Origin of the sequence: Natronomonas sp. (assembly GCF_028274965.1) — an archaeon.
Classification (GTDB): Archaea; Halobacteriota; Halobacteria; order Halobacteriales; family Haloarculaceae; genus Natronomonas.
This window is the reverse complement of the sequence record NZ_JAQCNO010000059.1, coordinates 26,634-38,574: the sequence shown is the minus strand read 5'-3', so window position 1 is coordinate 38,574 and position 11,941 is coordinate 26,634. Positions and strand designations below refer to the sequence as shown.

Genomic DNA, 11,941 nt, shown 5'->3' with positions numbered 1-11,941 from the left:
CCCGTGTTGTGGTACATGTCAACGTGGACGAGACGGCGCTGGCTGTGCCTGCTCGGTACGGCCGGTGTCGGTGGTATCGCCGGCTGCAGTTCGCTTGAGGGAGGCTCCTCCGACGGGAACGCGACGCCGAACGACAACGCGACATCCGGCGGAGAGACGTCCGCTGACGGGGAAACGACATCTGACGGACAAGACGCGTCCGGCGACGGCGGGGTCCCTACGTTCCAATACGACGCCGCAAACACGGGGGCGAACCCGGACGCGACCGGCCCGCAGGCGCCGATCAGCGAACGATGGGCGTTTCAGACCGACGACGTGGTGCTTTCCTCGCCGGCGGTCGTTGAGGGGACCGTCTACGTCGGCAGCGCCGATAACAACGTGTACGCGATCTCGGCCGACGACGGCACCGAACAGTGGGCCTTCCAGACCGAGGGCGGGGTAGGTTCGTCACCGACAGTCGTCGACGGAACCGTCTACGTCGGAAGCCTCGACAACAGCGTGTACGCGTTGTCGGCCGAAGACGGCACCGAACAGTGGACGTTCCAGGCCCAACGGAGTGTAGTTTCGTCCCCAACAGTCGTCGACGGGACCGTCTACGTCGGGAGCGAGGACGGTAGTCTGTACGCGCTGTCGGCCGAAGACGGCACCGAACAGTGGACGTTCGATACCGAAGACCTCGTGCAGTGGTCGTCGCCGGCAGTCGCTGACGGGACCGTCTACATCGGAAGCGCCGACAGGAACCTGTATGCGGTCTCGGCCGCCGACGGCACCGAACAATGGGCATTTCAGACCGAACTGAGCCTGGGTTCGTCGTCGCCGGTGGCCGTCGACGACACCGTCTACATCAGAGACAACAGCAGCATACGCGCGATCTCGGCCGACGACGGCACCGAACGGTGGGCGTCCGACGTAACGACCGGGGCCGGTATGCGCCCGTCGCCGGCGGTCGTCGACGGGACCGTCTACGCTGGGGGCCCCTTCGGAACCCTCCACGCGATCTCGGCCGAAGACGGCACCGAACAACGGACCTTCCAGACTGAGCGCCCCTTGGACGGGTTGCCGGCGGTCGCCGGAGACACCGTCTATATCGGGGGCGCCAACGGCAACGTGAACGCGATCTCGACCGCCGACGGCACCGAACGGTGGGCGTTCCAGACCGGGGATCGCGTGTACTCGTCGCCGGCGGTCGTCGATGGGACCGTCTACGTCGGAAGCGCCGACAACAGCGTGTACGCACTCACCGGAGAGTAACCGCCGCCGAGAGGGAGCCACGAACCCCTCGTGTTCGGCCCGTCGAAACGGTCGGACCCGGGGCCCCGGTTCGATCGTACAGGTGCCGCTCCGAGCAGTCTCGGGCTGGAAAACGCCGGCAGCCTCGACGATCTCACCGGCCCCCGACGTTCGTTCCGACAGTTTGATACTCCGTACGCGGCTCTCCAACGCCATGGTATGGCGCGTGGACTGGAAAGCGAGCGTCGCGCTTCTCGGCACGGGGCTCAAGTATCTCGCCGCCACGATGCTCATCCCGCTTTTCGTCGCCATCGTCTACAGCGAGGACATCTGGGTCTTCGCTCTCTCGATCGCGATCGTCACCGCGGCCGGCCTCGCGCTCGAACAGATCGACACCGAACCGGACCTCGGCCCCCGCGAGGCGCTCCTTTTCGTCTCCCTGGCGTGGCTCATGGCGGGCGTGGTCGGGACGATCCCCTATCTCCTGGCCGGATACGGCACCGCCTCGGCGCTCGCCGACCCGGTCAACGCGCTGTTCGAATCGATGAGCGGCTTCACGACGACGGGCGCGACGGTCATGGAGGAGATCAGCCTACAGCGACACTCCCACGCCCTGCTGATGTGGCGACAGCTCACCCAGTGGCTGGGCGGGATGGGCATCATCGTGCTGATGATCGCCATTCTGCCCGAGGTCGCCGTCAACGGGGCCCAACTGATGGCCTCGGAGGCGCCGGGGCCGGACCTCCAGAAGCTCACCCCGAAGATCGCCGAAACCGCGCGCGTCCTCTGGTTGATCTACTTCGGTTTCACGCTGTTTTACATCTGTCTGCTCTACGGGCTCCACTGGCTCGGGTTCGCGCCGAAGATGAACCTGTTTAACGCCGTCGCACACGGGTTCACGACGCTGCCGACCGGCGGGTTCTCCCCGCAGGCGAACAGCATCGCCGCCTTTTCGGCCGTCGTCCAGTGGGTCGTCATCCCGTTTATGATCATCGCCGGCGTCAACTTCGCGCTGTTTTGGCACGTCCTCAAGGGCGAAGCGGAGATCATGCTCGGGAACACGGAGTTTCGGTTTTATGCGGGCGCGATCGCCGTGCTGACGGCTGGTCTGTCGCTTCTTTTGATCGGCGGCGCGGCCCCGACCATGGAGTTGGGCGGGGCGACCGACGGGCTCACGGAGAACACGCTCAGACAGGCCGCGTTCCAGATCGGGTCGCTCATGAACTCCACCGGGTACGCGACGTCGAACTTCGCCCAGTGGGACTCTCACGCGCAGATCTTCCTCCTGTTCGTGATGTTCGTCGGCGGGTCCGCCGGATCGACCGGCGGCGGCGTCAAGATCGTCCGGTGGCTGGTCGTACTGAAGACGATCCGGCGCGAACTCTTCACCGCGGCCCACCCCGACGCGGTCAAGCCGGTCCGGCTCAGCGGCAGCGTCGTCGACGAGGGCGCGATCCGCGGCATCATGGTCTTTACGATGCTGTACGTCCTCCTGTTCGGCTTCGCGGCGGTGTTCATCTCTCTGGACACCGCCCGGATCGGCATTCAACTGTCGACGCTCGAGGCGATCAGCGCCTCGCTGGCGACGATCGGGAACATCGGACCGGGGTTCGGTCGGCTGGGCCCGTTCGGTGATTATCGGTTCTTTTCGGACGTCTCGAAGCTACTGATGATCTTTCTGATGTGGATCGGTCGACTGGAGATCGTCCCGGTGTTGGCGGTGTTCATCTCCGCGGTGGACAGCAACAACTAGCCGGGGTCCGGTCGTCGTTTTCGTTTTCGTTTTCGTTTTCGTTTTTCCCGTCCCTGTCTCAGTTCCCGGTCCCGTCTCCGCTTTCGTCCCCCGATACGGCGCGTCACAGCGTACGGCGAACCGTCCCCGAGTGGTGCGGACTCGCGGAGCGGTCGCCGACGGCGCTCACACCTCCAAGGCGAGGACGTCCCCGGTTGTGACCCCGCGGTCTGTCGTCCAGTCGTAGGGGACCTCGAGGACGTACCGGCCCTCCCCGGGGTACACCTGGTCGTTGCCGTCCTCCTCGGGTCCCGGTGCCGGGGCGTGATGGATCGTCGAGATGACGCCGTCCCCGTCGGCGTAGACGATGTCGATCCCGAAGTCCATCCGGCGCATGACGAAACTCCGCCTATCGGAGGCGGCGTACACGAACAGCATCCCGGCGTTCTCAGGCAGGGACTCGGCGTCGCTGAGCCCGAGGTACTTCTCGTCGGGCGTCCGCGCCACCGCCGCCTCGAGGGTCCCGAGCGCCTCGCCCTCGGCCGTCTCGACCGACACCCGCGTCGTGTCGTAGCCGGCGTACGACCCCGACGGCCACGCGGGCGCGAGGTCCTCCTCGGAGGCATCCTCGGCCCCTCCCTCGTCGGACCCCTCCGTCGGTTCCTGCGGGCTCTCGGCGTCGTCTCGGTCCGCGCTCTCTGCGTCCGCCGTCGGTCCGTCCCCGGTACACCCCGCGGCGGAGAGGCCGACACAACACCCCGCCGCGGCCAGCAGCCGTCGCCGTCGCATACCCGACGATCGGGCGAGACGCGTGTATGCGTTTCGGCCCCGACGGCCGACGCGGCGTCGCCGCCGTCACTTCGCGGCCATGCCGCCGTCTGCGACGTGGACCTCGCCGGTCACGTAGGAGGCCGCGTCGCTCGCGAGATACACCGCCGGCTCGGCGATCTCCTCGGGGTCCGCGAAGCGATCGGTCGGGATCGAGTCCAGCAGCTCGGATCGGATCGTCTCGTTTTCGCGGACGCCCTCGGTGAACTCGGTCACGACGTAGCCCGGCGCGAGCGCGTTCACGCGGATCTCCGGGGCCCAATCGACCGCGAGCGTCTTCGTCATCCCGACGATGGCGTGTTTTGAGGCGGTGTAGGGGGCTTGCGCGGGCAGCCCGACCACCCCGCCGACGCTGGCGATGTTGACGATTGATCCGGTCCCGTCGCGGTCGGCGACGCGGGTCGCGAACTCCCGCGAGCACCGGAACGTCCCCGTGGCGTTCACGTCCATGATCCTCCGCCACGTCTCGGTGTCCAGTTCCGTTGCGTCCCCGAAAAACGGGTTCGTGCCGGCGTTGTTCACGAGGACGTCCACGCCGCCGAACGCCTCCTCGGCGGCGTCGAACGCCGCCTCGACGTCTCGCTCCGAGGTCACGTCGACGGTACAGGGGACCGCTGACCCGCCGTTTGTCTCGATCCGCTCGACGGTCTCTTCGAGCGCGTCCTCCGAGCGGGCCACGGGGACGACGGACGCGCCGGCGTCGGCCATCGCGACGGCGATCGCCTCTCCGATCCCCCGGCTTCCGCCGGTCACAAGCGCCACCGATCCGTCCAGGCCGAAGGCATCGAGTGTCATCGTGTCCCCTCTCGCGGCGCGGCGTTAAGTTTGTTATCGTCGGCCCCACCGCCCGGCGCGGGCGGAGCAAAAGTTGAGTCCTTGGATGACAGAGGGGAACACGAAGATGATCTCCGACCTGTCCGAGACGGCGGCGACGTACTACGAGAAGAAACAGCAACTCCGGGACAAACACGAGGCGCTCTCGGCGCTCCGCTCGGACGTGTTCGGAGCCGACTCCCCCGACGTCGAAGAGCGGGCCCGGTCGCTCTTTTCCGAGGCGGGGGCCGGCGACGGCGGCGGTCAACTCGGGGAGATCGACGAACTCCACGAGGAGATCGAGGCGATTGAGGCGGAACTCGCAGACCTCGAGGCCGAACTCATGGACGCCCTCGCCGACGTCCGGTTGCCGTTCGACGAGACGATAGAGCGCCGCGAGGACGGGCCCGAAGTCGCGTTCCCGTTTTCGGATCCCGTCCCGGAGGGCGTCGTCCGGGGGATCGACGAGGTGCTTCCGGGCGACGTCGACGACGACGCCGTCGAACTCCGCACCGACGAGGTCGTCGCCTTCACCGGCGACGTCGAGGACGCCATCGCGGAGGTCGATGCGTTCGTCACCGACGTTCGCAACGCCGCCCGGGCCGAACGGGACGCGGCGGCGGACGCCGACGAGGGGTACTCGTTTCTCGGGTGAGTCGTCGTACCCGGAGGCCGCCCGGAGCTGGTTTCGGACCCTCCGCGAGCCGACGGAGTAAACCTATATCCGTGCGCGCGCCCCTCTGAGACGCATGAGCAAAGAGACCGTCCACACCGACGACGCCCCGCCCGCGGCGGGCGCGTACAGCCAGGCGACGACAGACGGCGATCTCGTCTTCACCGCCGGACAGATCGCGCTGACGCCGGCGGGAGAGGCGCTCTCCTCGGAGCCGATCGAGGTCCAGACCGAACGCGCCCTCGAGAACCTCGAGGCGGTCCTTGAGGCCGCCGGATCGAGCCTCGATGACGTGCTCAAGACGACGGTCTACCTGGCGGATATCGACGACTTCGAGGCGATGAACGAGGTGTACGCGGGGTACTTCGAGTCCGATCCGCCGGCCCGATCGGCCGTCCAGGCGGGCGGACTCCCGCTCGGGATGGCCGTCGAGATCGAAGCGGTCGCGACGACGTCGTGAGGCCGCGGCGGCGCTCGGCGCTGCTTTGGGGCGCGGTCGGGACCCTCTCGTTTCTCGTCGGCTACGGCGCCTACCTCCTTTCGGGCGGCGCGTTTCTCGGCGTCGGGCCGATCGCGGGCGTGGCCGCGGCCGTCTTCGCAGCCTCGACGCTTCTCAGCCGCTACGCCGAGCGCCGACTCGGGCTGTTCGCCCGGTGATCAGCGGGGACGAGAGCGTTCCCGGCGCCCAACGCGAAGCTTTTAACCACCCGACTGCGGTAGGTCCCTACGAGCCGGGATGGCCGAGTGGTAAGGCGCACGCCTGGAAAGCGTGTTCCCTCAGGGATCCAGGGTTCAAATCCCTGTCCCGGCGTCTCTCCGAGTACCGAACCAACAGCGATGCGGCCGGCCGACCTCGACGCCTCCGATACGGCTGTCTCGGACCCGGACATCCCAACGATTTTGCTCGCGGGCCGACTACGGGCGGTAATGGCGAAGTGCGACGCGTGTGGCAGCGACGAGAACATGCCGTACAACTGTCAGCACTGCGGCGGCACCTACTGCGGGGACCACCGGCTCCCGGAGAACCACGACTGCCCGAGCCTGCGGGACTGGAACGACCCCGAGGGGGTCTTCGACAGCGGCTTCGACGCCTCCATCGACAGCGACGACTCGGCCGGGGCGTCGCTCGGGGGCTCGAGGGGCCTCTTCGAGCGCCTGACGGGCGTCTTCGGCCCCGGCGGCCCCGTCTCGTATTTCAGGAACAACCTCTCGTATCTGTTTCTCGCCGTCGCCGTCGTCGTCTTCGCGCTCCAGAACGTCGCGTTACTCGCGCTCGATCGGACCGCGTGGCGCGCGATATTCACGCTCAGCACGGCGAACCCGGAGTACGTCTGGACGTGGCTCGTTTCTGTCTTCTCGCACGGCAGCGCGGCGCACCTGCTTTTCAACGGCATCGCGCTGTACTTCTTCGGCCCGATCGTCGAGCGACAGGTCGGCTCGAAGAAGTTCGCGGCGCTGTTTCTCGCAAGCGGCGTCGTCGCCGGTCTCGGACAGGTCGGCGTCGGCCTGCTGACCAACGAGGCGGTCGCCGTCCTCGGCGCGTCGGGCGCGATCATGGCGATCATGGGCGTGTTGGCGATCACCTCCCCCGAGTTGCGGGTGCTCGTCTTCTTCGTGATCCCGATGTCGATCCGGACGCTGACGGTGCTTTTTGCGGCGTTTTCGATCTTCGCGTTCGTCTCCAACGGCGGGATCCTCGACGGCGTCGCGCACTTTGCACACCTCGTCGGCTTAGTGATCGGACTGTGGTACGGCAACCGGATCAAAGATCGGATCACCCGCGGCCCGAAGCGCCTGAACCTCGGCCCCGGTCGCGGCGGTCCGGGCGGTCCGGGCGGCCCCGGCCGGTTCCCGTAGATGCGGGTCGCGGAACCGCGGTTCCGGCCCGACGATCCCGCCGACGCCCACGAGGAACTGAAAGCGACACAGCGGGCACTCGCGGCGGCGGCCCGCTTCGAGGACGCCGCCGGGATCACGCCCGGATCGATCCGGCGCGGGGAGTCGCTCGTCGCCGGCGTCGATCAGGCCTTCCTCGACGACCGGGCGGTGTCGGCCGTCGTCGTTCTCCGGGCCGGGGAGGTCGTCGAGCGCGCGAGCGCCACCGCCCCACTGCGGATGCCGTACGTGCCGGGGCTCCTCTCGTTTCGGGAGGGCCCGCCGATCGTCCCGGCGCTCGAATCCCTCGAGACCGACCCGGATCTGCTCGTCTTCGACGGCAGCGGGCGGATCCACTACCGCGAGGCCGGCATCGCAACGCACGTCGGCGTCTGCTTCGATACGCCCGCCCTCGGGGTCGCAAAGAGCCTCCTCTGTGGCCGTCCGGCGGCGCCGACGGACGAACTCGCGGCCGGCGATCGGGTCCCCATCGAGGCGGACGAGTCGATGACGGCCCCGGCGGGGACGGTCGTCGGTCACGCCTACCAGAGCCGCCAGTACCCCGACTCGACGCGGATCAACCCGGTCTACGTCTCGCCCGGCCACCGGCTGTCGGCCGAGACGGCGCTCGCGTGTCTGATCGCCTGCGGCGGCGAGTACAAGCTCCCGCGCCCGACGCGGCTGGCCGACAGACACGCCGAGACGGTCCGCTCGGAGCGCTCCGAGTGACCGGGCGGCCGCGACCCGTTTTTTATCCGTGTCGGACGGATCAGTCGGACCGACGCAACATCCTGACGACCTCGCCGAGACCGCCGACCTCGGCGGTCGGTTCGGCGTCCAGCCGGCGGGCGGCGTTGTGCGACCGGCGGAGAAAGACGGTGTCGATCCCCGCCCGCCGTCCCGCGACGACATCGCTTTCGCTGTCGCCGACATAGAGGGGGTTCTCGCAGCCGAGATCGGTCGCCGCCGCCTCGAGATACGTCGGCTCGGGCTTCTTTCGGCGCAGGCTCTCTACGGTCGGCGGCCTCGCCCGCACCGTTTCGAAGTGCTCTCTGAGCCCGTGGCTCCGCAGCACGAACTCGACGATCCGGGCCTGGTTGTTGCTCGCGACCCCGAGAGGAACGTCGACTACCTCGAGGCGTGATACGTCGTCGTAGGGGGTTTTGCGTCCGCTTTCGACCGCCGCCCGGAGCGACGCCTCGATCCGGTCCTCGCGGCGCCGCCAGAGCCGCCCGGGGGCGACGCCGTAGCGGTCGGCGACGGCGTTCAACGCCGCGATAGACACGTCGATCGAGACGGTGTCGACGTCCTCCGGTCGGGGCTCGGAGACGCCCACGTCGGCGAACGCTGCCCGCGCGGCGTCCCGCAGTGTCGACTCCGATTCGATCGTCACGACGACGCCGTCGTGGTCCAAGAGCAGGCCGTCGTACTCCCGATCAGCCATCGGCGTCGCTTCGACCGACGGCACATTCATCCTGTCGGCATCGCCCGCAGACGGACACCACTAACTACCGCGACCGCGATGGGCCACCATGAGCACTCGGACGGTCGTCATCAGTGGCTGTTCGTCCGGCATCGGCCGGGCGGCCGCGTACGCGTTCTTGGACGATGAGTGGCGCGTCTACGCGACGGCGCGGAACCCCGCCGACATCGAAACGCTCGGCGAGGCCGGCTGTGAGATCGGCACCCTCGACGTCCGCGATCCGGAGGACGTGACCCGCGTGATCGATCGCGTCGTCGAGACGGACGGCCGCATCGACGCCGTCGTCAACAACGCCGGCTACGGCCAACACGGCCCCCTGGAGGACGTCGACGACGACCGCTTCGAGGCGCAGTTCGACGTCAACGTGTTCGGCCCCCACCGGCTCGTCCGGGCGGCGCTGCCGCATATGCGCGAGCGGGGCGACGGGACGATCGTCAACGTCTCCTCGCTGGCCGGGCGGATCGCCCCGCCGGGGATGGGCGCGTACTCGGCGTCGAAACACGCCATCGAGGGGTACAGCGACTCGCTGCGGCGCGAACTCGAGGCCTTCGGGATCGACGTCAGCGTCGTCCAGCCCGGCCCGGTTCAGACGGACTTCCGGGACCGCGTCGAGGACGAACTCGGTCGCCTCGATCGGACCGACGCCTACGCGGACCTCTATGAGTTCCAGACGGACGCGGCGCTCTTGGGCGCCGACAGCCCGATCGCCGTCCACCCGGCGGCCGTCGCCGAGGCGATCCTCGAGGCCGCCGTCACCCCCGACCCCGAACCGCGGTACGTCGTCGGGCGCGCGGCGCAACTGCTCGCGTACGCGAGGTACCTCCCGGACCGGATCGAAGACCGGATCTTCGAGGCCATCCGGCGGTTCAGCACGTGAGCGCCTTCGCCGACCGCGACCGGCTAGCGGCGACGCCCGCCCACGACCTCGCGCTGTCGTGTCTCGCCGCCGGGATCGAGGCCGCAAACCCCGCCCGGGCCGTCGAACGACACTGCGCCCTCGACGGCGAGACGCTCTCGGTCCGGGACGCCGAGTACGACCTCTCGGCGTACGACTCGGTCCGGGTGCTCGGCGGCGGAAAGGCCGCAGACGAACTGGCCGCGGCCCTCGAGACGCTCTTGGGCGATCGGATCACCGGCGGCGTCGTCGTCACGAACGAACGAACGGCGTCCGCGGACACGGATCGGGTAACCGTCCGCGAGGGCGAACACCCGACGCCGGGGGCGGGAAGCGTTGCGGGTGCCCGGGCCGTCCTCGAGGCCGCCGCCGCGGCGGACGAACGGACGCTCGTCCTCGCGACGGTCGCCGGCGGCGGCAGCGCGCTGCTTTGTGCCCCCGCCGGCGACCTCTCCGCCGGCGACGTCCGGGCGGTCACCGACGGTCTGCTGTCCGCCGGCGCGCCGATCGACGAGACGAACACCGTCCGGCGGGCCTGCTCGGAGATCAAAGGCGGCGGCCTCGCCGCCACGGCGGCCCCGGGGACCGTCGTCGGGGTCCTCGTCAGCGACGTCGTCGGTGACGCCCCGGCCGTCATCGCGAGCGGCCCGACGGTACCGACGGCCACGGACCCCGCCGCCGCCCTCGGCGTCCTCGATCGCTACGGCGTCGAGGCGGCGCCGGTTCGGGCGCACCTGCGGCGCGTCGACCCCCGCGACCCCGCCGTCTCAGGGGTCGACAACCACGTCGTCGCCTCCGGTCGCGACGCGATCGACGCCGCCCGCCGGACGGCGACCGAGCGCGGCTACGGGGCCTGTGTCCTCTCGGCGCGGATCGAGGGCGACGCGGCGGAGTCGGGGCGGTTTCACGCCGCGATCGCGGCGGAGTCGGCCGACCGCGGCGACCCGATAGAGCCGCCCGCGGTCGTCCTCTCGGGGGGCGAAACGACAGTCAGGGTGAGCGGCTCGGGCGATGGCGGTCCGAACCAGGAGTTCGTCCTCGCCGCCGCGGCGGCCGCCCCCGATCGGGTCGTTCTCGGGGCCGTCGACACCGACGGCCACGACGGGAGCACCGACGCCGCCGGCGCGCTGCTCGATGGGGCCGCGATCGACGACGCGGCGGCCGCCCGCGCGGCGCTCGAGGACAACGACAGCCACGGCTTTTTGAACCGCGCCGGCGGACTCCTGCGGACCGGGGCGACCGGAACGAACGTCAACGACCTCCGGGTGCTCGTCGTTCCGGCGCCGGACGCCGACGGCGCTTAGTCCAGACAGCTCGCGACGACGCCGAGCATCGCCTCGCCTCTGACCGCCTCGGCGAACAGCGGCACCCGCTTGACCGCCCGCCCCCGGAACAGCGTTTGGGCCCGCTCGAGGGCGTTCCGCTGTACCTCCCAGCGCCGGCGACAGAACTCGCAGTGCTCGGTGTCGGGGGCGACGAACCACTCCTCGTCGAGCCCCGCGGCGGCGGTGAGGTCCTCGCTGACGCGGTTGACGACGACCGTCCGGACGGGGATCCCGAACGACTCCAGGCGATCGACGAGCCGCTCGCTTTCGGTCACGCTCATCTCTTCGGGGATCATGACGACGCGGAAGTCGGTCCGATCGGGGTCCTCGAGCGCCGCCCGGAGCCGCTCGATCCGCGCCGAGAGCTCCCGCAGTCCCGCCGTCCCCTCCTCTGTGCCCTCGCCGATGAGCCCGCCGAGCCCCTCTGTCATCCCCGAGAGCCGCTCTTTGAACGAGAGCAGCCGTCCGAGCATCGAGTCCATCGCCTCGGGCAACTCGAGCAGGCGGAGCGTGTGACCGGTCGGGGCCGTATCGACGACGACGCGGTCGAACCGCGGATCGTCGAGGTGTTCGAGGAGCAACTGCATCGCGGCCGCCTCGTCGGCCCCGGGCATCGCGCCGGCAAGCGGGTTCGCGCCGCCGCCGCCGAAAAGCGCGCCCATCCCGCCAGCGCCGGCGTCTGCGTCGTCCCACGCCGTTTCCGTTCCCGCGCCGTCCGACGGCGCGAACGGCCCACCGACGTCGACGCCCGCGGCCTCGGGGTCGATCTCGACGGCGAAAAGCGGGTCGTCCTCCCGGATGCGCGTCGGCTCGGCCGGGATGTCCGTCCCGAGCGCGTCCGAAAGCGAGTGCGCCGGGTCGGTCGAGACGACGAGCGTCGAGATGCCGCCGCGGGCGCTCGCGATCGCGGTCGCGGCGGCGCAGGTCGTCTTCCCGACGCCGCCTTTCCCGCCGTAGAGTACGTACTCCGGGGCGTCGACGCCGACCGGGAGGTCGCCCTCCTCGATCGATTCGACCGCCTCGACGGTGAGTTCGCTCATACCGGGGTTCGGGAGCGGCGGCTTGTGTACCCGTCGGTCCCCGGTCG

At 69.5% G+C, this 11,941-nt stretch carries 13 protein-coding genes and 1 tRNA gene; 10 read left to right on the top strand and 4 right to left on the bottom strand.

Annotated features, from left to right (window positions below; genetic code table 11):
* Window positions 1-1,251, top strand: a 1,251-nt coding sequence (locus Q0916_RS09640; protein WP_299236982.1) for a PQQ-binding-like beta-propeller repeat protein, incomplete at its 5' end; no start/stop codon positions are given.
* A 193-nt stretch (window positions 1,252-1,444) separates the two neighbouring features.
* Entirely contained in the window at window positions 1,445-2,983 is a 1,539-nt protein-coding gene (locus Q0916_RS09635) for a TrkH family potassium uptake protein (RefSeq protein ID WP_299236981.1), read from the top strand.
* A gap of 165 nt (window positions 2,984-3,148) precedes the next feature.
* Here Q0916_RS09635 and Q0916_RS09630 read toward each other — a convergent pair whose 3' ends face one another.
* Both Q0916_RS09630 and Q0916_RS09625 read right to left on the bottom strand, forming a co-directional pair.
* Window positions 3,149-3,751, bottom strand: a complete 603-nt coding sequence (locus Q0916_RS09630; protein ID WP_299236979.1) for a DUF192 domain-containing protein — start codon at window positions 3,749-3,751, stop codon at window positions 3,149-3,151.
* Between the two features lie 66 nt (window positions 3,752-3,817).
* Window positions 3,818-4,585: an SDR family NAD(P)-dependent oxidoreductase gene (locus tag Q0916_RS09625; protein WP_299236977.1), complete on the bottom strand. Its 768-nt coding sequence runs from the start codon at window positions 4,583-4,585 to the stop codon at window positions 3,818-3,820.
* Window positions 4,586-4,670: 85 nt separating this feature from the next.
* On the opposite strand from Q0916_RS09625, the gene Q0916_RS09620 reads away from it, so the two are divergent.
* The 6 genes from Q0916_RS09620 (at window position 4,671) to Q0916_RS09595 (ending at window position 7,880) form a co-directional block, all read left to right on the top strand.
* Entirely contained in the window at window positions 4,671-5,258 is a 588-nt protein-coding gene (locus tag Q0916_RS09620; RefSeq protein ID WP_299236975.1) for a hypothetical protein, read from the top strand.
* 94 nt (window positions 5,259-5,352) lie between these two features.
* On the top strand, window positions 5,353-5,736 hold the full coding sequence (locus Q0916_RS09615; RefSeq protein WP_299236974.1) for a Rid family detoxifying hydrolase: 384 nt from the start codon (window positions 5,353-5,355) through the stop codon (window positions 5,734-5,736).
* Window positions 5,733-5,933 carry a hypothetical protein gene (locus Q0916_RS09610; RefSeq protein ID WP_299236972.1) on the top strand — a complete coding sequence of 67 codons (201 nt, stop codon included), beginning with the start codon at window positions 5,733-5,735 and terminating at the stop codon, window positions 5,931-5,933. The genes Q0916_RS09615 and Q0916_RS09610 overlap by 4 nt, the downstream gene beginning before the upstream one ends.
* Window positions 5,934-6,006: 73 nt before the next feature.
* Window positions 6,007-6,087: transfer RNA gene (locus tag Q0916_RS09605), tRNA-Ser, on the top strand.
* 116 nt (window positions 6,088-6,203) lie between these two features.
* The gene (locus Q0916_RS09600; protein ID WP_299236970.1) at window positions 6,204-7,133 is read left to right on the top strand and encodes a rhomboid family intramembrane serine protease; all 930 of its coding nucleotides are present in this window, start codon (window positions 6,204-6,206) and stop codon (window positions 7,131-7,133) included.
* A complete protein-coding gene (locus Q0916_RS09595) occupies window positions 7,134-7,880 on the top strand; it encodes an endonuclease V (protein WP_299236968.1) in 747 nt (248 codons plus the stop codon). It begins immediately after the preceding gene.
* Window positions 7,881-7,920: 40 nt separating this feature from the next.
* Here the strand turns inward: Q0916_RS09595 and Q0916_RS09590 are convergent, their stop codons facing one another.
* On the bottom strand, window positions 7,921-8,595 hold the full coding sequence (locus Q0916_RS09590; RefSeq protein WP_299236966.1) for an HAD family hydrolase: 675 nt from the start codon (window positions 8,593-8,595) through the stop codon (window positions 7,921-7,923).
* A gap of 88 nt (window positions 8,596-8,683) precedes the next feature.
* Here Q0916_RS09590 and Q0916_RS09585 point away from each other — a divergent pair, with 88 nt between their 5' ends.
* Both Q0916_RS09585 and Q0916_RS09580 read left to right on the top strand, forming a co-directional pair.
* On the top strand, window positions 8,684-9,511 hold the full coding sequence (locus Q0916_RS09585; protein ID WP_299236964.1) for an SDR family oxidoreductase: 828 nt from the start codon (window positions 8,684-8,686) through the stop codon (window positions 9,509-9,511).
* Complete coding sequence (locus Q0916_RS09580; protein WP_299236961.1) at window positions 9,508-10,833, top strand: glycerate kinase type-2 family protein; 1,326 nt, start codon at window positions 9,508-9,510, stop codon at window positions 10,831-10,833. Before Q0916_RS09585 ends, Q0916_RS09580 begins: the two co-directional genes overlap by 4 nt.
* On the opposite strand, the gene Q0916_RS09575 is transcribed toward Q0916_RS09580, so the two are convergent.
* A complete protein-coding gene (locus tag Q0916_RS09575; protein ID WP_299236960.1) occupies window positions 10,830-11,894 on the bottom strand; it encodes an ArsA family ATPase in 1,065 nt (354 codons plus the stop codon). The genes Q0916_RS09580 and Q0916_RS09575 overlap by 4 nt on opposite strands.
* Window positions 11,895-11,941 lie beyond the last annotated feature (47 nt).

Excerpts from the sequence above, each read along its gene's own strand:
- Q0916_RS09615 (WP_299236974.1), top strand. The coding sequence starts at position 5,353 with ATGAGCAAAGAGACCGTCCACACCGACGACGCCCCGCCCGCGGCGGGC.
- Q0916_RS09630 (WP_299236979.1), bottom strand. The coding sequence starts at position 3,751 with ATGCGACGGCGACGGCTGCTGGCCGCGGCGGGGTGTTGTGTCGGCCTC.
- Q0916_RS09585 (WP_299236964.1), top strand. The coding sequence starts at position 8,684 with ATGAGCACTCGGACGGTCGTCATCAGTGGCTGTTCGTCCGGCATCGGC.
- Q0916_RS09625 (WP_299236977.1), bottom strand. The coding sequence starts at position 4,585 with ATGACACTCGATGCCTTCGGCCTGGACGGATCGGTGGCGCTTGTGACC.
- Q0916_RS09635 (WP_299236981.1), top strand. The coding sequence starts at position 1,445 with ATGGTATGGCGCGTGGACTGGAAAGCGAGCGTCGCGCTTCTCGGCACG.
- Q0916_RS09620 (WP_299236975.1), top strand. The coding sequence starts at position 4,671 with ATGACAGAGGGGAACACGAAGATGATCTCCGACCTGTCCGAGACGGCG.
- Q0916_RS09590 (WP_299236966.1), bottom strand. The coding sequence starts at position 8,595 with ATGGCTGATCGGGAGTACGACGGCCTGCTCTTGGACCACGACGGCGTC.
- Q0916_RS09600 (WP_299236970.1), top strand. The coding sequence starts at position 6,204 with ATGGCGAAGTGCGACGCGTGTGGCAGCGACGAGAACATGCCGTACAAC.
- Q0916_RS09575 (WP_299236960.1), bottom strand. The coding sequence starts at position 11,894 with ATGAGCGAACTCACCGTCGAGGCGGTCGAATCGATCGAGGAGGGCGAC.
- Q0916_RS09595 (WP_299236968.1), top strand. The coding sequence starts at position 7,134 with ATGCGGGTCGCGGAACCGCGGTTCCGGCCCGACGATCCCGCCGACGCC.